This window comes from Erwinia tasmaniensis Et1/99 (assembly GCF_000026185.1).
GTDB lineage: Bacteria > Pseudomonadota > Gammaproteobacteria > Enterobacterales > Enterobacteriaceae > Erwinia > Erwinia tasmaniensis.
The window spans coordinates 3,648,766-3,667,504 of record NC_010694.1 but is presented as its reverse complement, the minus strand read 5'-3'; the positions used below and the strand labels follow the sequence as shown (position 1 = coordinate 3,667,504).

General features: G+C 56.7%; 17 protein-coding genes. 8 read left to right on the top strand and 9 right to left on the bottom strand.

What is annotated here, in order from left to right; genetic code table 11:
• Positions 1-40: 40 nt before the first annotated feature.
• On the bottom strand, positions 41-871 hold the full coding sequence (locus ETA_RS17665; protein WP_012442967.1) for a TIM barrel protein: 831 nt from the start codon (positions 869-871) through the stop codon (positions 41-43).
• Positions 872-1,341: 470 nt separating this feature from the next.
• Here ETA_RS17665 and ETA_RS17660 point away from each other — a divergent pair, with 470 nt between their 5' ends.
• Both ETA_RS17660 and iolB read left to right on the top strand, forming a co-directional pair.
• On the top strand, positions 1,342-2,847 hold the full coding sequence (locus tag ETA_RS17660; RefSeq protein ID WP_012442965.1) for a CoA-acylating methylmalonate-semialdehyde dehydrogenase: 1,506 nt from the start codon (positions 1,342-1,344) through the stop codon (positions 2,845-2,847).
• A 48-nt stretch (positions 2,848-2,895) separates the two neighbouring features.
• Positions 2,896-3,729, top strand: coding sequence for a 5-deoxy-glucuronate isomerase (iolB, locus tag ETA_RS17655; RefSeq protein ID WP_012442964.1), 834 nt, complete (start codon positions 2,896-2,898; stop codon positions 3,727-3,729).
• 54 nt (positions 3,730-3,783) lie between these two features.
• On the opposite strand, the gene ETA_RS17650 is transcribed toward iolB, so the two are convergent.
• On the bottom strand, positions 3,784-4,635 hold the full coding sequence (locus ETA_RS17650) for a MurR/RpiR family transcriptional regulator (RefSeq protein WP_012442963.1): 852 nt from the start codon (positions 4,633-4,635) through the stop codon (positions 3,784-3,786).
• A gap of 216 nt (positions 4,636-4,851) precedes the next feature.
• Positions 4,852-6,774: a bifunctional 5-dehydro-2-deoxygluconokinase/5-dehydro-2-deoxyphosphogluconate aldolase gene (locus ETA_RS17645; RefSeq protein WP_012442962.1), complete on the bottom strand. Its 1,923-nt coding sequence runs from the start codon at positions 6,772-6,774 to the stop codon at positions 4,852-4,854.
• Between the two features lie 478 nt (positions 6,775-7,252).
• Here ETA_RS17645 and iolD point away from each other — a divergent pair, with 478 nt between their 5' ends.
• The 4 genes from iolD (at position 7,253) to iolE (ending at position 12,199) form a co-directional block, all read left to right on the top strand.
• Complete coding sequence (gene iolD, locus ETA_RS17640) at positions 7,253-9,193, top strand: 3D-(3,5/4)-trihydroxycyclohexane-1,2-dione acylhydrolase (decyclizing) (protein ID WP_012442961.1); 1,941 nt, start codon at positions 7,253-7,255, stop codon at positions 9,191-9,193.
• Positions 9,194-9,291: 98 nt separating this feature from the next.
• On the top strand, positions 9,292-10,302 hold the full coding sequence (locus ETA_RS17635) for a Gfo/Idh/MocA family protein (protein WP_012442960.1): 1,011 nt from the start codon (positions 9,292-9,294) through the stop codon (positions 10,300-10,302).
• A gap of 71 nt (positions 10,303-10,373) precedes the next feature.
• Complete coding sequence (locus ETA_RS17630) at positions 10,374-11,258, top strand: sugar phosphate isomerase/epimerase family protein (RefSeq protein ID WP_012442959.1); 885 nt, start codon at positions 10,374-10,376, stop codon at positions 11,256-11,258.
• Between the two features lie 44 nt (positions 11,259-11,302).
• The gene (iolE, locus tag ETA_RS17625; protein WP_012442958.1) at positions 11,303-12,199 is read left to right on the top strand and encodes a myo-inosose-2 dehydratase; all 897 of its coding nucleotides are present in this window, start codon (positions 11,303-11,305) and stop codon (positions 12,197-12,199) included.
• Between the two features lie 57 nt (positions 12,200-12,256).
• On the opposite strand, the gene ETA_RS17620 is transcribed toward iolE, so the two are convergent.
• A complete protein-coding gene (locus ETA_RS17620; RefSeq protein ID WP_012442957.1) occupies positions 12,257-12,811 on the bottom strand; it encodes a DcrB family lipoprotein in 555 nt (184 codons plus the stop codon).
• A gap of 139 nt (positions 12,812-12,950) precedes the next feature.
• Positions 12,951-13,616: a 7-cyano-7-deazaguanine/7-aminomethyl-7-deazaguanine transporter gene (locus ETA_RS17615; protein WP_012442956.1), complete on the bottom strand. Its 666-nt coding sequence runs from the start codon at positions 13,614-13,616 to the stop codon at positions 12,951-12,953.
• A 233-nt stretch (positions 13,617-13,849) separates the two neighbouring features.
• On the opposite strand from ETA_RS17615, the gene tusA reads away from it, so the two are divergent.
• Positions 13,850-14,095 (top strand): sulfurtransferase TusA, encoded by a 246-nt coding sequence (gene tusA, locus ETA_RS17610; protein WP_012442955.1) that lies wholly within the window; start codon positions 13,850-13,852, stop codon positions 14,093-14,095.
• A gap of 21 nt (positions 14,096-14,116) precedes the next feature.
• Here tusA and ETA_RS17605 read toward each other — a convergent pair whose 3' ends face one another.
• The gene (locus ETA_RS17605) at positions 14,117-16,372 is read right to left on the bottom strand and encodes a zinc/cadmium/mercury/lead-transporting ATPase (RefSeq protein ID WP_012442954.1); all 2,256 of its coding nucleotides are present in this window, start codon (positions 16,370-16,372) and stop codon (positions 14,117-14,119) included.
• Positions 16,373-16,461: 89 nt separating this feature from the next.
• A complete protein-coding gene (locus ETA_RS17600) occupies positions 16,462-17,091 on the bottom strand; it encodes a lysoplasmalogenase (RefSeq protein ID WP_012442953.1) in 630 nt (209 codons plus the stop codon).
• Positions 17,092-17,237: 146 nt separating this feature from the next.
• Here ETA_RS17600 and ETA_RS17595 point away from each other — a divergent pair, with 146 nt between their 5' ends.
• Positions 17,238-17,606 carry a DUF2500 domain-containing protein gene (locus tag ETA_RS17595; RefSeq protein WP_012442952.1) on the top strand — a complete coding sequence of 123 codons (369 nt, stop codon included), beginning with the start codon at positions 17,238-17,240 and terminating at the stop codon, positions 17,604-17,606.
• Here ETA_RS17595 and ETA_RS17590 read toward each other — a convergent pair whose 3' ends face one another.
• Positions 17,607-17,876, bottom strand: coding sequence for a DUF1145 family protein (locus ETA_RS17590; RefSeq protein ID WP_012442951.1), 270 nt, complete (start codon positions 17,874-17,876; stop codon positions 17,607-17,609).
• Complete coding sequence (gene rsmD, locus ETA_RS17585) at positions 17,866-18,471, bottom strand: 16S rRNA (guanine(966)-N(2))-methyltransferase (RefSeq protein WP_012442950.1); 606 nt, start codon at positions 18,469-18,471, stop codon at positions 17,866-17,868. Before rsmD ends, ETA_RS17590 begins: the two co-directional genes overlap by 11 nt.
• Positions 18,472-18,739: the final 268 nt, after the last annotated feature.

Below are 18,739 nucleotides of genomic sequence, written 5' to 3'. Positions count from 1 at the left end.
CCAGCCGCGGCTTTCGCTGCGTGCTGGCGCCGGGTCTTGATTATGACGCTAAGGGTGAGCCCTGCAACAGCGCGAGGCTCTGGCGGATCTCGCGCTCAATATCTGCCGCCTGCCAGTTTTCCATCGCCGGGGAAAAAGGCTCAAAGGCATAATCGCCGCGATAGCCCATCTTCTCCAGGCGCTGTACCTGCCAGGCGCTGTTCAGCCGGTCTTCCGGGTGCAGCATCAGGCGCTGATCGTCGGTCAGTTCCTTGACCGGGCGCGTATCAACCACCCCTGACAGGTGAACCAGCCCAATCTGGCTAACATCAATTCCCTGGGTAAAATCCTGCTCCGCGCCTTCGTACAGGTGGTGATGAAAGCTATCGAGCAGGATTTTAAAGGGAACTTCCGCCTGGGCGATCAGCCGCTGTGCCAGACCGGCGGAGCGCAGAGAGCTGATCGGAAAGCCCAGCGGCTCCACCAGCCCACGGACCCCGTAGCGCGCAAACAGCGGTGCCAGCGTGCTCAACGCTTTTTGCGTCTCCTCTGCGGAAATTTTTGTGCCGTCATTCAGTGGGCACATCACCAGCGCACCGGCCCCGATGCCCTGTGCCGTCTGCAACAGGTTTTCGGCCCGATCCAGCAGTTCATTATCGATGCGGTTAAAGGGATACAGCGCATTGATAGTGACGATTTCCAGCCCATGTTCCTCTGCCAGTTTACGCACCTGCTGATGGGGCAGGTTATCGGTAACGCTGCTGCTTTTCATATCGTTACGCAGTTCAACCTTATGCAGACCCAGCCTGCTCACCAGCTGGAAAAAAGCGTCGATACTGAGTGCGGGGGCAATCTTACGGTTAATGCAAAAACGGGAGGGATCGATAGCCATAGCAGGGTTCCTGTTCAGTTGGCCGGCAAAGTGAAAAGTGGCACCCGTCACACGCCGATCGGTGCGGATGCCTGCACAGACAGTCGGTTGCTGTTATCTGTGCCATTAAGGAAAACATTTATTTCATTATTAGTGAAATATGAAATTTAATTTTTTAGATATATCTCGCAGATTTTCAGTGTTTGCGTGCGCCTACCCGCTTCATGCCGCATCCGTCAGGGGCGGTTGGCGTGTACCGGGCCAGATGACTGCCCGGCACGCCACGTTCTGAACCTTGCGCAAGGTTGGGATGAAAGAAATGCGATCGATTTCTCTAAAAACAAATTTTCTAAAGTTCGTTATTTGAAAAATTTGTTCCATTATCGTACTGTTTCTCTACGCATCAGGTTTTTGTCCGTCAAGGTAGCGTAAGGCAGTCACGCTGCGTGACCGGCAACGCCTGGCCGACATCACATCAAAGAGGCCAGAACATGACTATCACAGGAAATTTTATTGGCGGTAAAACCTCTCTTAGCGCCAGCAACGAAACCATCCCGATTTACGATCCGGCAAGCGGCAAGCCGGTGCGTGAACTGACGCAAAGCACCAGTGACGAAGTGGCGCACGCCATCAGGGTGGCCCATGAAGCCTTTGATAGCTGGTCGCGTACCTCTCCGCTGCGCCGTGCGCGTATTCTGTTTAACTTTAAAACGCTGATGGAACAGCACCGTGATGAGCTGGCTGAACTGATTGTCAGTGAGCATGGTAAGGTCTGGTCAGATGCGCAGGGTGAACTGACCCGTGGTCTGGAAGTGGTGGAGTTTGCCTGTGGTATTCCACACCTGATGAAAGGTGAAAATTCGGCCGATGTGGGAACGGGCGTCGACAGCTACTCGCTGATGCAGCCGCTGGGCGTGGTGGCGGGTATCACCCCGTTTAACTTCCCGGCGATGGTGCCATTGTGGATGTTTCCTATCGCGCTGGCCTGTGGTAACACCTTCGTGTTGAAACCGCCAGCGCTCGACCCCTCTGCCTCGGTGCGTATGGCGGAACTGTTAAGTGAAGCGGGTCTGCCGGATGGGGTCTTCAATGTGATCCACAGCTCCAATGAAAACGCTGAACAGCTGTATAAAGACGCGCGCGTTCAGGCGGTCAGTTTTGTTGGCTCATCCACCGTGGCTGAACATATCTACAGCACCGCCAGCGCCCACGGCAAACGCGTGCAGGCATTTGGCGCGGCAAAAAATCATGCCATCGTCATGCCGGATGCCGATCTGGATGCCACCGTCAACGCCATTATGGGCGGTGCGTTTGGTTCAGCCGGCGAGCGCTGCATGGCGCTGCCGGTGGTAGTCGCAGTGGGTGATGAGACGGCGAATAACCTGATTGCCGCATTAACTCCGCTGGTGCAGGCTCTGCGGGTGGGGCCGGGCATGCACAAGGGCAACGATGAAAATGAGATGGGGCCGGTCATCTCCGCCGCACATCAGAAGAAAGTCGTGGGCTACATCGACAAAGGCATCAGCGAGGGGGCAAGGCTGGTGGTTGACGGGCGTGAGATCCGCGTTGCAGGCCATCCTGATGGTTACTACGTTGGCGGCACGCTGTTCGACAATGTGACGACGGAGATGACGATCTGGCGTGAGGAGATCTTCGGGCCGGTATTGAGCATCGTGCGTGCGCCTGACTATCAAAGCGCGCTGGCGCTGGTAAACAGCCACGAGTTTGGTAATGGCAGCGCCATTTTTACCAGTAATGGCCACACCGGGCGTGATTTTGTGCGTGAGGTGCAGGCGGGAATGGTCGGGGTTAACGTTCCGGTTCCGGTGCCGATGGCTTTCCACAGCTTCGGCGGCTGGAAACGTTCGGTCTTTGGCGCGCTAAACGTACATGGCCCGGACGGCGTGCGTTTCTACACCAGGATGAAGACGGCCACGGTGCGCTGGCCGAGCGGTCAGAAAACCGTTTCTGAGTTCAGCATGCCGACGCTGGGCTGATCGCGGCGTTTATACTGCCGTTTCTGGTGAACTAAGGAGCTGATTTCTATGTCATTGCTGCACAAAGTTACCCCGCCGGATGCACAGGGGCGCATCCAGTATATTACCCCGGAGAGCGCCGGCTGGCGCTATGTCGGTTTTTCAGCGTACCGGTTGAAAAAAGGACAGTTGCTGACGCTGGAAAGCGGTGATAAAGAGCTGTGCCTGGTACTGGTCGCGGGCCTGGCCTCGGTGAAAACTCGCCAGGCCGAATTTCCGAATATCGGTAAACGCCTGTCCCCGTTCGAGCGTACGCCGCCTTACTCGGTTTATGTTCCGCCCGATGAACGGGTAGACGTGCTGGCGGAGTCCGATCTTGAGCTGGCGGTGTGCAGTGCGCCCGGCATTTCCGGCACACTCCCGGTACGCCTTATTGCACCGCAGGATGTCGGCGTTGAGCAGCGCGGGAAGGGGAACAATCAGCGGCGGGTACACAATATTTTGCCTGACGACAGGCCGGCGGACAGCCTGCTGGTGGTGGAAGTGTATACCGATGAAGGCAACACCAGCTCTTACCCAAGCCATAAGCACGACCGCGAAGATTCAGACCAGGAAACCTATCTGGAAGAGACCTATTACCACCGCTTCAACCCGGAACGCGGTTTCGCCATGCAGCGCGTTTACACTGACGACCGTTCGCTGGATGAGTGCATGGCGGCTTATAACCGCGATGTGGTGACGGTCCCGCGCGGCTATCATCCGGTAGCGACCATTGCCGGGTATGATAACTATTATCTCAACGTGATGGCCGGGCCGGTGCGCCTGTGGAAATTCAGCTGGGAAGAAGATCACGCCTGGATAAATAGCGCGGACTATCCGCGTAAAGGGTCATCCAGCGGGTAAAAGGGATGAAAACGGCGTGACGGGGCGGGTGGCCGGACGGGCTCACCCGTTTTTTTATGCCTCTGGCTCCCGGCGTGCATTGTTCAGCGCCAGCGATACGGCCAGCGTCTGTGCCAGGCACAGGGAGGCGACCTGGGAACGGAAACCGTCGACCTGCGCTTCACGCACCACAAAACAGACATCGCTGAAGGCGGCCAGCGGGCTGACCTGGCTGTCGGTAATCGCTATCTGCTGCGCACCGCGCTTTGCCCCCAGTTCCACCAGCTCGACCGCTTCGCGCGCATAAGGCGAGTAGCTGATGGCGATCACCACGTCTTTCGGGTTCACCATACTCAGCTGCTCGGCGAACATGCCGCCCAGCCCGTCGATCAGGAACGCACGCCGTTCAAGATGACGCAGGGCGTACGTCAGGTAGGACGCCACGCTAAACGAGCGGCGCAGACCGATAACGTAGATATTGTCTGCCTCATCAAGCAGCTTCACCGCTTTTTCCAGCTGTTCCGGATTGACCTGCATCGCCAGCTGTTGCAGCGCCTGAGCATTCACCATGCTAAACACGTTGAGGATTTCCGCCGGGCTTTCCGGGGCGGCAGGCGCTTCATCCGTTGCGGTCTGGCGGAACAGGCGTGCACGTTCGGTATAGCTGACGGTCTCTTCCATCAGGTGCTGACGAAACACCTGCTTCATTTCATTGAAGCCGCTAAAGCCAAAGGCGTTGGAAAAGCGGATCAGGGTGGAAGGCGGCACGTCTGCCTGCTGGGCAATGGAGGCGACGGTATCGAAAGCAATATTGTTGCTGTTATCCAGAATATAGCGTGCCACCTGCTTCAGGCGCTTACTCAGGGTATCGTAGCGATGACGGATATCGTCCTGTAACAGAGAAAGCTGGGTAGGATTATTGGCCATTAAGCGACTCGCTAAAAGAAAAGAAGATGTGCTGTAGGCCATTCTATCAGATGAACGATAAATTTCACTTGGTGAAGAAACCAGCAGCTTTTATTTCATCCGGTATGGGAAACAGTTCACAAAATCGTCGAGCGTGGCGCAAAATCATTCAGCAAGGGCGACTCCGCGCGTGAGCCGCCCGCTTTTGCTGTCTGACATGTCGGGGCGCGGGAGACATTATGGTGCCGGGCGTGCCTCACGCCAGTAGCCGATAAGCGTCAAATAGTTATTTTTCACTTTCGCAATCAGCGTGGCGTCATCCAGTTCGTTCTGTAGCCACAGGCGCGAAGGCTGGGAAAAGATAGTGCGACCGACCGCAAAGCCTTTGACCCAGGGCGATCGGGCAGCAGCGGCAAACCCGTTTTTCAATTCGGCTTCCGGGGCATCCAGGCCCAGAAGCAGTATGCCCCGACAGTGTGGATCCTGTTCTTCAATCAGCTCGCCAATAGCTTGCCAGCTGGCAGGTGACAATGGCGGCAGTTTCCACCAGTCAGGCTTAATGCCCAGATGGTAAAAGTGATTCAGGATCTGCACATAGTGTTTCTCATCCTTATCCGGGTTGCTTTCCGGCAGGATCACTTCCAACAGCAGCTCGTGTCCGGATTTATTACAGCTCTGCCACACGTCCAGCAGCAGCTCATCCTGGCGTTGGCGCATGTCCGCACCGTCTTGTGGATGGTAAAAAGTCAGGCATTTGACAACGTGCTCCTGCGGCCAGTCGACCAGTTGGGAGCCGATATTGCCATGCTCCAGGCGCAGCGGACGCGAGCCGGGAAGTTCAATCGGGCGAGCAATCCACCAGCCCGTGCCGGTGACCTCATTCAGGGCGGGCAGGCCATAAGTGGTATCGGCCAGAATGCCGCAGCGGCCGTTATCAAGGCCCGCTTCTTTTGCTGCCTCACGCGCAGCCCGCAACAGCAGACTTTTCAGTTCGGGAATGCGCGTATCATCCGCGCCCGCCTCCGTGGCCATATCGACCAGCTGCTTACGATGGTCGAAGGCGAAGATGTTGAGCTCGTGCCAATGCTGCTTACGGGTGGTAACGCGATGCAGATGGTTCAGGCGACCGTCGAGATCCGGGCGTTTCACCGCCTGTTGACGATCCAGGAAGTCGTCAAGCTCCTCTTTGGTCGGCATCGCCGGGGCACAGCCGTGACGCGATACCACCAGCGCCCCGCAGGCGTTGGCGTAACGGCAGGCCTGTTCCCAGCTTTCATCGTTAAGCCAGCCGCGCAGCAGGCCCGACATAAAGGCATCGCCCGCGCCCAGCACGTTCAGTACGTCAACACGCACGCCAGGTTGCAGTGTTGTTTGCTGCCAGCTATCCGGGATTTCGCCTTCAAACACCACGCAGCCCAGCGGCCCACGTTTGCATACCAGGGTGGCTTTCGTCGCCCGGCGGACGTTTTTCAGGGCGGTCAGGCTGTCCGTGCTGCCGCCGGCAATATGAAACTCTTCTTCTGTCCCTACCACCAGGTCGAAGTAGTGCAGCACGTCCTGCAATTGTTTTGTGACGTGAGCCGATTCCACAAAGCGGGTTTCACCATCGCCCAAAGAGGTTAGCCCCCACAGCACCGGACGGTAATCGATATCCAGCGCGCTGCGCAGGCCGTGGCGGCGTGCTATTTCCAGCGCTTTCAGCACGGCGGCACGGGTATCCGCATGCGACAGGTGAGTCCCCGTCACGGCAAGGGCGCGTGCAGAAGCGATATATTCTTCCCGAATATCGTCCGGCACCAGGCCCATATCGGCGCAGTTATCGCGGTAGAACACCAGCGGAAAGGTCTCCCGATCTTTTATTCCGAGGATCACCAGTCCGGTCAGGCGTTTTTTATCGGTAATCAGGCTCTGGGTATCGCAGCCGGCGCGCTGTAGCTCCTCGCGCAGGAAGCGACCCATATGCTCATCACCGACCCGAGCCAGCATCGCCGATTTCAGCCCCTGGATCGCCGTACCGTAGGCAACATTGCCGGAAGATCCACCCAGATACTTAGCGAAGGTGGTTTCATCTTCAAGGCGAGCGCCGATTTGCTGACCATAAAGGTCGACGGCGATACGCCCGATACAAATCACATCAAGTGGCTTCTGTTGTGTACCCATATCTGTTGTTTCCTCTGTTCTGCCCCCGGCATCCAGGCGGCTGCGGCGATATAAAGCACTATAGGAAATAAAAATTCCAAATTCAATTCGAAATGAAATTATTACCCCGAAAACGTGAGGGGGTTAAAACTCTGTGATACCAGACGAGATTTCACGCCGTCAGTCAGTTATTTCAGGTGAGTTCAGCGGCGTGCGCGGCGCGCTTTTCTGATGAATACCAGGCCGGTAAACATTCTGAAAAAAAACGATTTTTTCCGTTAATGATACCAGGGAAGATGATGGTTTCGTTTGGCACCTGTCTGACGCGTTATTTCTCCCGGTTACAGCGCATAATTTGATCTCTCTCGCATAATGAAATGTTTCTTCTGTAATGGTGTTTAGTGAAAAAAATATTTGTTTATAATTGTCTCACGTTTCACTTACCGCTGTTGCCGCCTGCCTCCGGTGTGGGCCTGGCGACAGAGAAAAGGAACAGCATATGGGCAAGATCAGATTAACCACGGCACAGGCACTGGTCAGATTCCTCGACAACCAGTACCTGTCGGTGGACGGCGTGGAAAGTAAGTTTGTTAAGGGCATATTCGCTATTTTCGGCCACGGAAACGTGCTGGGTTTAGGCCAGGCGCTGGAGCAGGACAGTGGCGACCTGGTGGTGTATCAGGGGCGTAATGAGCAGGGCATGGCGCATGCGGCGACAGGTTTTGCTAAGCAAAAGCTTCGCCGCGAGATTATAGCCTGTAGCTCGTCCGTCGGGCCGGGAGCGGCAAATATGCTCACTGCCGCCGCCACCGCCAGCGCTAACCGCATTCCCCTGCTGCTGCTGCCGGGGGATGTGTTCGCCAGCCGTCAGCCCGATCCGGTGCTGCAACAGATTGAACAGAGTCACGATTTAAGCATTAGCACCAACGATGCTTTTCGCGCCGTCAGCAAATATTGGGACCGCGTCAGCCGACCGGAGCAGCTGATGACGGCCTGTATTCATGCCATGCGCGTGTTGACCGATCCGGCGGAAACCGGCGCGGTGACCCTTTCTTTGCCGCAGGATGTGCAGGGCGAAGCGTATGACTACCCTGACTATTTCTTTCAGAAGCGCGTGCATCGCCTGGATCGCCGTCTGCCGACCGAAGGGCAGCTGCATGACGCGCTGGCGCTGATTACCGCGAAGAAAAAACCATTGATTATCTGTGGCGGAGGGGTGAAGTACTCCGGCGCGGGCGATGCTCTGCGCGCTTTTGCCGAACGCTACCAGATCCCGTTTGCCGAAACCCAGGCCGGTAAAGGCACGATCCTGTCTGACCATCCGTTAAACGTCGGCGGGGTGGGGGAAACCGGCTGTCTGGCGGCAAACCTGCTGGCGAAAGAGGCCGATCTGGTGATAGGCGTCGGCACGCGCTATAGCGACTTTACGACCGCATCAAAATGGATATTCCAGCATCCGGACGTCAGCTACCTCAATATCAACGTCAGCAACTTTGATGCCTGTAAACTGGATGGCGTACAGGTGGTGGCGGATGCGCGGGAAGCCCTGACTGCCATCGACAGTCGCCTGGCGGCCATCGGCTTCCGACATGCCTGGGGCGAAAAAGTGCTTCAGGCCAGGAGCCGGCTGCTGAAAGAGACCCAGCGCGTTTACTCGGCGGTTTACAGCGGCGACGATTTTATTCCGGAAATCGACGACGATATTGACCGTACCGCGCTATACGCCGAATTTAATCGCCTGACCGGCTCCTTTCTGACGCAGAGCAGCGTAGTGGGCACACTCAATGAATACCTGCCGAAGGATGCAGTGATTGTTGCCGCTGCGGGCAGTCTGCCGGGCGATCTGCAACGCATGTGGCGGACTAAAGATGACAACAGCTATCACGTCGAATACGGCTATTCCTGCATGGGCTATGAGGTCAATGCCGCGCTGGGCGTTAAGCTGGCGGAGCCGCAGCGTGAGGTTTACGCCCTGGTGGGGGATGGCTCTTTTATGATGCTGCACTCCGAGCTGGTGACCTCGATTCAGGAGGGCGCGAAAATCAACGTGATCCTGCTGGACAACATGGCCAACGGCTGTATCAACAACCTGCAAATGGAACACGGCATGGACAGTTTCACTACCGAGTTCCGTTTCCGCGATGCTGAAGGCGGCAGGCTGGACGGGGGACTGATCCCGGTTGACTTCGCGGCCATTGCGGCCGGTTACGGCTGTAAAACCTGGCGCGTGACCACGCTTGAACAGCTGCATGCGGCGCTGATTGCGGCGCAGAAAGAAACGGTATCGACGCTGATTGACATTAAGGTCCTGCCAAAAACCATGATCCACAAGTACTTAAGCTGGTGGCGCGTGGGCGGAGCCCAGGTCTCTACCTCGCCGCGCATCGACGCGGTAGCACAGATGCTGAATGAACATATCGACCAGGCGCGTGAATATTAACCGTTGATGCGCTTTATGTTTCAGATTGAGCGGGCGCTAACCTTATCACCCGACTTGGGTCGGTTAGCCTGATTTCTCCTACATAGTAAGGAAAGGCCATGACATTAAGACTGGGTGTAATCGGAACGGGCGCTATCGGGCAGGAACATATCCGCCGCTGTAGCAAAGTGTTGCAGGGAGCGCAGGTGGTTGCCGTCTCTGATATCAATGTGGAAGGGGCTAAAGCGGCGCTGGCCCGTATCGGTATTGACGCGCAGGTATTTACCGACGGTTACCAGGTGGTGAAATCACCGGATGTGGATGCGTTGCTGGTGACCTCCTGGGACCCGACCCACGAAGAGTTCACCCTGGCAGCCATCGCGGCGGGCAAGCCGGTATTCTGCGAAAAACCGCTGGCAATGAGTGCCGAAGGCTGCCGCCGTATCGTTGATGCTGAAATCAAGTTTGGCCAACGTCTGGTGCAGGTGGGCTTTATGCGCCCTTACGACAGCGGCTATCGGGCGCTGAAAAACGTCATTACCCAGGGAGAGATTGGTGAACCGCTGATGTTGCACTGCGCGCACCGTAATCCCACCGTCCCGGAGAGTTACACCACCGATATGGCCATCACCAACACCCTGATCCACGAGCTGGACGTGCTGCGCTGGCTGACCGAAGACGAATACAAATCGGTGCAGGTGGTGTTCCCGCGCTCCACCAGTAAAACGCACGGCAGGCTGCGTGACCCGCAGGTGGTGCTGTTCGAAACCCGCAAAGGTATTCGCATTGACGTGGAGATCTTTGTTAACTGCGCCTACGGCTATGATATCCAGTGTGAAGTGGTCGGCGAAAACGGCATCGCCAGGCTGCCGGAGCCGTCTGCGGTACAAATGCGTAAGGATGCCAGGCTGTCGACGGCGATCCTTACCGACTGGAAAGATCGCTTTATCGCGGCCTATGACGTTGAACTACAGGCATTTATCAATGACGCCAGCGCCGGAAAACTGAACGGGCCATCCGCCTGGGACGGTTATGCCGCCTCGGTAGCGGCGGACGCCTGCCTGAAAGCGCAGAACAGCGGCGGCGTAGAGCCGATTGAATTACCGCAGCGCCCGGCGTTTTATCGCTAAACCCGCTGTGTTTCTCTGCCTGCCGGCGGGGTAACGATGAAACACCGTACTGATTTATGACGGAGATTCTGATGAAAATCGCCTTTGACGTTGATGTCATTAAAGAGTTGGGCATCACTAAAATGGTCCACCAGGTGGCGGACTGGGGCTATCAATATATTGAGCAGTCGCCCCACCCGCAGATCAACCCGTTCTATAAACACCCTAAAGCCAGCCGTGAAATTATCACTGAGTATAAGAACGCGCTGCGCGCAACCGGGCTGGAAATCTCTTCCTATATTGTGGTTTACCGTTGGTCTGGTCCGGACGAAGCGCGCCGTCAGGCCGCCGTGCGTAACTGGAAACGGATGATAGAGATTGCGGTGGAAACCGGGGTGCAGGTGATCAACACCGAACTTTCCGGTAACCCTAATGAGCCTGAAATCTGTGAGGAGATGTTCTATCGCTCAATGGAGGAGCTGCTGCCCATCGTCGAGCGTGAAGGGATACGCATTGAAATCCAGTCCCACCCGTGGGACTTCTGTGAAGAGAATAATGAAACCGCCGATCTGGTGAAATCGTTTCGCAGTGATAACGTCAAATATCTTTACAGCGTGCCGCACACCTTTTTCTACGACAAAGGAAAAGGGGACGTGAGGAGCATGCTGGAGTACGCCGGGGCAGATCTGTCGCATGTGCTGATCGCGGACACCATGAACCACACCAAACACTGCCGCTACATCGTGAATCCGCCGGGCGTTGACGCCGTTGTTCATCAGCATGTTGGGGTGGGCGAAGGGGAAGTGGACTTTTCCACGCTGTTCCAGACGCTGCGCGAGATGGATTTTGCCAACCGCACTTATCCGGTCGGAGGCGAGTCGATTATCGCCTCTTCACTGTTCGGTTATCCGGAAAAAATGAAATATCAGGCGGTGGAAACGCGCGAGCTGATCGAGCGCGAGCTGCTGCGCAAATAACCGCGCGGCAGCCCGTGCCGCACGCTGAATCCTGGGGAACACGTATGGACAAAAATAAGGTCAAACTGGCGATTGCGCCGATCGGCTGGACTAACGATGATATGCCGGAGTTAGGCAAAGAGAACAGCTTCCAGCAAATTGTCAGTGAGATGGCGCTGGCGGGCTTTACCGGCAGTGAGGTAGGCAGTAAATATCCGCGTGACCCGGCGGTGTTGAAGCCGATGCTGGATATCCGTGGGCTTGAGATCGTTAATGCCTGGTTCAGCACCTTTTTTGCCAACGGCGACAGGGAAAAAACCCTCGATGAGTTTATCAATCATCGCGATTTCCTGCATGCGATGGGCGCGAAAGTCATCGGCTGTTCTGAGCAGAGTCTGAGCATTCAGGGCACGGCAAAAGCGGTACTGGAAGAAAAACCGCACTTTAGCGATGAACAGTGGCGGCTGACGGTGGAAGGCTACAACCAGCTGGCAAAACTGGCGGCCGAAAAGGGGATGACCGTTGGCCTGCATCACCATATGGGCACCGCGATCCAAACCTGCGCGGAGGTGGATCGCTTTATGGCGCAGACCCATGATGACGTGTACCTGCTCTTTGATACCGGCCACGCCTACTACTCGGAAGGTTCGCAGCAAGCCATGCTGGCCATGCTGGAAAAACACCTGGCGCGTATTAATCATGTGCATCTGAAGGACGTGCGCGACGAGGTGGTAGCAGAGGTGAAGGCACAGCGGCTGTCATTCCTGGAGGGCGTAAAACGAGGCACATTCACCGTGCCGGGTGACGGCGTGATTGATTTCGATCCGGTATTTAAAATCTTGGACGATTCCGGCTATAGGGGCTGGATGGTGGTGGAAGCGGAACAGGACCCGGCGCGGGCGAACCCGTTTGAATATGCGTTAAAAGCGCGCCGGTACATTCGCCAACACGCCGGTTTGTAATCACATGCAGAAAGCCGCCTTCACCGTTCGTGAAGGCGGCTTTTATACGCTTTCAGGCTATTTCAGCGTAATGGATTGAATAATACTTTCTGCTTCAGTCTGCGCCTGCTGCTGGTTATCGGCGGGCAGGGTGATTTGCAGGGTCATCAGCTTGCCGTCGATTTTGCCCAAGACCACGGAAGACCACGAGGACTGATTGTTGGCAGAGATCACGCTGTCCAACTGCTGTAACTGATGATCCTTCACGCTGATACTCTTGTTGGCCACCACCTGAAGCTGCGGATCGCGGCTGCGCTGCTGCGCTTCCAGGCGTCCCGCCAGGGTATCCAGACCTTCACTGCTGCTGTCGCCCTCAATAACAATAATCGCCTTCTGGCCAGAATTATCGGCATAAACGTGCATGTTATTGGCCTGGGTTCCGAGCTTACCGCTCTTATCACTCATCCCCGGCGGTAACGCAAAGCTCAGTTTGCCCTCCATCAGCGTGACGTTCTGCGCTGACTGGCTGCTGCTGGCGTCCTGGCCGTCAGCGGCTTTATCATTTTTGCCATCGCAGGCTGCGAGGCCCGTGACCAGCACTGCAATTCCGGCATATTTCAGTAAGTTACGCATCAGAGTCCCTTTTTAAATTGATCGCATGTCGCTAAGCATGGATACAAACGTATTCAGCGCATAAAAGCAATCCGCTGGTCGTGACAATATCACGACCTGAAGCCATCGGCTTGGTGCTTCAGGTCGGCAAGATATCAGACTAGCCGAAATTCACCTGGGGGCGATTAGATTTCTCTGTTAATTGCTTCAGCGTTGCATTCAGCAGCAGGCCGTAAGCCGGCAGGAAGAACAGCATACAGATGAGGACCTTAAAGCTGTAATCCACCAGCGCAATCTCAACCCAGTGCGTTGCCATAAACGGATCGGTGCTTTTATAGAAGGCGATAAAGAAGAAGGCCAGCGTATCGCTGATATTGCCGAGGAACATCGCCGCAGCGGGCGCTATCCACCATGCCGCTTTCTGGCGCAGGCGGTTAAAGACCTGGATATCCAGCACCTGACCGAGCGCATAGGCCATAAAGCTGGCGCAGGCGATACGCGCCACGAACAGGTTCATCTGTCCAAGTGTTGCAAAGCCCTGCCATTCACCCTGATAAAACAGCGCTGAAACCACGTAGGAGACAAACAGTGCCGGCACCATGACCGCCAGAATAATACGCCGCGCCAGCGGTGCGCCGAAAATACGCACCGTCAGGTCGGTCGCCAGAAAGATAAACGGAAAGCTGAAAGCACCCCAGGTGGTATGCAGACCAAAAATAGTGATCGGCAGCTGCACCAGGTAGTTACTGGAGAGGATGATCAGCAGATGAAACAGAGATAGCCAGACCAGCGCGTGCAGGCGCTGACGAGAACTGAATGCGAGCATATTGAGCCTTTTTATATGTTGTGGGGTGAGGGAACCCAGTCTTGTCCTTCATCTTTCACGCTGTGGCGTGTGAAATAGAGAGGATATGTACGATTTTGCGGCATATTACCGTTTTGGCCTGCCAATGCAACGGTTGATTTAAGCGCAAACGTTATCGTGGGGCGGAATGGTTGCACCTGCTTTGACCCAGGGTAAAATAGCGCAAATTTTGCTTTTTCCTGATTGAGATAACTATGAGCGACCCCTTCGCCAATCCTGACCAAACCCTTGATACCCAGGGGCTGCGCTGCCCGGAGCCGGTGATGATGGTGCGTAAAACCGTGCGCCATATGCAGGACGGCGAAACCCTGCTGATCATCGCCGATGACCCGGCCACCACCCGTGACATTCCCGGTTTTTGCCGTTTTATGGAACATACGCTGGTGGCACAGGCCGTCGACGCGCTGCCCTATCAATATCTGCTGAAAAAAGGCCTCTAGCCCGGCGCTGCGTTTCGCTCGTTATCTCTTAGCGAGCAGGCGCAGGGCGTTAGCCGTGACTAACGCCGTAGCGCCTGAGTCGGCCAGCACCGCCAGCCACAACCCAGTGATCCCCAGCAGCGTGGTGATCAGGAACAGGGCTTTCAGCCCGAGCGCCAGCGCAATGTTCTGACGAATATTGGCGTGGGCAGCCCGCGACAGGCGGATCATCGTTGCCAGCCCGGCGAGGCGGTTATGCGGCAGTGCCGCATCGGCGGTTTCCAGCGCCACATCGCTGCCGCTGCCCATCGCTATACCGACGGTGGCGGCTTTCATCGCTGGCGCATCGTTGATGCCGTCGCCCACCATCGCCACCGCCTGCTGCTGTTGCAGCGCTCTGATGGCGTTGACCTTATCTTCCGGCAACAGGCCTGCGCGGTAATCAATGCCCAGCCCGGCGGCGATCGCTGCCGCAGCACGCGGGTTGTCCCCGGTCAGCATCACGGCCTGAATATTCAGCGCCTGCAATTCTGCCAGCGCACCACGGGCATCGGCGCGCAGCGTGTCGCGCAGGGCGAAGGTTGCCAGCATTTGCCGTTCATCGTGCAGTATCACCACCGTATTGCCGCCATCTTCCAGTGCTTCAATCGCTTTACGCTGCGGGGCCAGTAATTCTTCAGACACTCTGTGCGGTGAACTTATAAATAGTAAGCGACCACTTACCTTTGCCTGTATGCCGCTGCCCGCCAGCGCACGCTGGTCGCTGGCCGCAGGGATCGCCAGCTGACGCGCATCGGCCGCCGCGACGATAGCCCGTGCTAAAGGGTGCGACGAACCTTGCTCAACGGCGGCAGCAACAGCCAGCAGAGAATTTTCATCGCTGCCGTCCAGCGCAGTAATGGCGATAAGCCGGGGTTTTCCCTCCGTCAGGGTGCCGGTTTTGTCGAAAGCCATCGTACGCACTTTGCCAAGACTTTCCAGCGCCGCGCCGCCCTTGATCAGCGCGCCACGACGCGCGGCGGCGGCCAGCGCCGAGGTTACCGCCGCCGGCGTGGAGATCACCAGCGCACACGGGCAGCCAATCAGCAGCAGCGTCAGCCCCTTGTAGATCCACGGTTGCCATTCCGCCGCCATCAGCAGCGGAGGTAGCAGCGCCACGACCAGCGCCAGCAACATAACGATCGGGGTATAAATACGGCTAAAGCGATTGAGAAAACGCTCGATTGGCGCGCGCCGCTCCCCGGCTTCTTCAATCAGATGCAGGATGCGGTCAATCGCGCTGTGGCCCGGCTCTGACATCACCTCCAGCTGTACCAGACGGTCAACGCTCATGCTGCCGGCGGCGATAGCGTCATTCCGTTGGCGATCGACCGGCACCGATTCCCCGGTCAGAGCGCTTTCATCAAAGCTGGCAAACGGCGTCAGCAGCTTCGCGTCGGCAGGCAAACGGCCTCCGGCGGCTACCTCAATCACGTCACCCGGCCGCAGGTCGCTTACCGCAACGTTTTCACGCTGGCCGGAGCGAACTCGCAGCGCCTGGTCAGGTTTCAGGGCCATCAGCGCGGTCACCCCCTTGCGCGCGCGGCCGGCGGCAAATGACTCCAGCCTTTCGCCGAGCGTAAACAGCAGCAGCACCATCGCCGCTTCTGCGGTCGCGCCGATAAACAGCGCGCCAACGGCAGCAACGCTCATCAGCGTTTCAATGCTGAACGGTGAGCCGCCGCGTATCAGGCGCAGAGCACGATGCGCCACCGGCCAGACGCCAACCAGCGTGGTAAGGGTAAAAGCCACATTTCCCGCGCCGGGATGGAGAGTCCCGAGCAGCCAGCTGGCCGCCATCAGCAGTGCCAGCAACACCGCGCTGCGGTTTTCCCGCCAGAAGCCGGCTTCAGCGGCGGCTGCTGCCGCATGACTGCGCCGGAGGCGGAAGCCAACGCGTGCGACGGCCCGTTCGACCTCGCTGCGCACATCGGCGCTGGCATCGACCAGCAGTTTTTCGCTGACAAAAACCACGCGAGCTGCGCGAACGTTGGCAAGATTTTTGACGGCGGTTTCAACTTTTTGCGCGCAGCTCGGGCAGTCCATGCCCTGTACCTGCCAGCTAAAGCGGGCGGTTTGCGCCAGCCTGTCGCCCTCTTCATCGGGGGGATCCGCCGGACTACAGGCGGTATCGCCACAGCAGGGCGCGTCTGCACCGACGGCGGTAACTTTTTTGATAACGGGGCGCGAGCGGGTCGCGCATCCATGCTGTTTGCGGGCGTGGTGGTGACCACAACCACAAGAAGAGTGCTGCTGCATAACGCCTCCTGGCCGATAGCGGCGGGCACCAATACCCGCCGATAGCCATCTTACACTCTGGATTCAACTCCAGAGTCAAGCGTATTGAGTCATTGCAGCCACAGAGAGCGAACGATCATAAAGTGACCGGCGAAGTAGCAGGCGGCGATCATCGCGCTGTCAGCGCTGAAACGGCGGCGGAAATGACTGATGAGCCAGACAATATTGCCCAGCAGCAGCAGGCCGGCCCCGGCCATTAAGGTAAAGCTGTAGTCGCTCGGGCGGAAGAAATACTGCTCGGTGCTGAGCCAGACCATCAGCAGCGCCATACCGATCAAGGTACAAATCGGCCAGCGCAGCTCTTCCAGCCGGGTCCAGACGGTAGCCAGTACCAGCGCGCCGATAACCAGCAGCGTGAGCGGTATTGGCCAGTACAGGGCAATCGTCATTTGGCTGGCGAAACAGAGCGTGTAAAGCAGGTGCGACAGGAAGAATGCCCCGATGGCATACAGCATGCGTTTGTTGGGCAGCAACGTCAGCGCATCACCTGCCAGCGTGGCGATCAGTCCGGCCAGGATCAGGTAATCGGTCGTTTTTAACACCGGCGCTTGCCAGGCCCAGGCCAGCATCAATAGCAGGGTAACCGGTTTAAATACCCAGCGTTGCCACTGCGGGCCGCGATAGGAAGCGTCCACATACAGCCAGCCGGAAAAGAGAACGGCAAGAAAAGACCAGATCATATGTTGTCCTTGTAGATGAAGAACCCGACAAAATCATTCCCAGTGTAGGTTAATGACCAACGATGTGACAATGAGATGGCTCTGCTTGTATGCTGATAAGCGCGCTCTGCAACCCAACAATTTTTATATTCAGTAGGATGAATGTCATGAAGCCGCCCATTTTCCTGTTGCTCGTATTGGTCATTATCGCCATTTTAGCGACCCGTCAGTTTATCAAACAGCGCCGTGAGGTGGCGGTTAACGACGCCACGCCGCTGCGCAGCCTGAGGGTAGAAGTCAAGAGCAAACGGGAATATCCGGCCGCCAATCGTCGTTCACGCCAGCGTGAGCATCTTCCTGTTGAAGAGATGCGTTATGAGGCCTGGTTTCATCCGTTGAACGAGGCCGGTGACTTTAAGCTGGAACTGAAGGCCGGGGATTACCATCAAATGGATAAGGGCACGCTGGGCGAGCTGCGGTTTAAAGGAACGCGCTTTGTGAGTTTTAAGCCGGACGCAGAAGTCCGGCGAAACTGATTAGCGTTTGGGAAAGTTCTTTTTCTGCCAGGCGAGCAGCTCAAACACGCCAAAGAAAAAGATTTTGGCCTGCGTCAGGCCGCTGAGTTTAGCCGACCCCTGTGGCTGAGTGGTGCGCATCAGCACCAGCTGCAGGCCGTGCATGATCGTCATAAAGAACAGCGCGACGTTAACAAAATACGTTAGCGGCTTCGGGAAGGGGTGTATCACGTTAAGCAACAAAAAAGCCCAGACGAATACCATCAACAGACGGCCTGCATTAATTAACATCTGCGTTATCCTCGTTTTCCGTGTGACGAATATACAGGCGGTAAGCCACCTGACCGGCGATCTTTTCACGATGCAGCTGCCAGTTTACCGGCACCGGCGGCAGGCCGTTTTCGACTTCGCTTTCGACATAGATCAGGGATCCGTCGGCTAACCAGTCGTTGTTCTCCAGCAGCGTAAGCGTTTGTTCAAGCAGCCCTTTGCGAAACGGTGGATCAACAAATACCAGATGGTGAGGCTCACCCTTTTGGGCCAGGAACTGCAACGTATTGCGATGAATAACGCGTGCGTTTTTCGCCCCGAGGGCCGCAAGGTTTTTTTCCAGCTGCTGCGCCACCGGTCGCTCCAGCTCCAGCAGCGTGGCGCTGGCGGCATGGCGCGACAGCGCTTCCAGGCCTAACGCGCCGCTGCCGGCAAAACAGTCAAGGCAGTTTGCCTGCTGGATATCCGCAGCCAGCCAGTTAAAAAGCGTTTCACGTACCCGATCGGTCGTGGGGCGCAGGCCCGCGCTATCGGGAACCGTTAACTTGCGGCCACGCCACTGACCACCAATAATGCGTATTTGCCCGGCTGCGCCGCTGCGGGGTTTTTTATTCATCTTGCTGAACTCTTAATAATTTGTTGCATAGTTTAACGGGCTAACCGCGTTGAGGAAACGTAAAAGGGTGCTGTAATGCGCTTTGCAGAAAGTGGTAGACTACGAAACTAATCGTTAAATCGCTGTACCCGCCATATTTCAAGCTGCAGAGGCGTTGGCCGTTGGTGTTGATACACATGGTCAACCGGGGTTAACTCATCAGGAACCCCGCGTTTACCGCTATCCTGCACCTCGAATTATTCAGGGCATAGCTTATTTTTTCTGACAG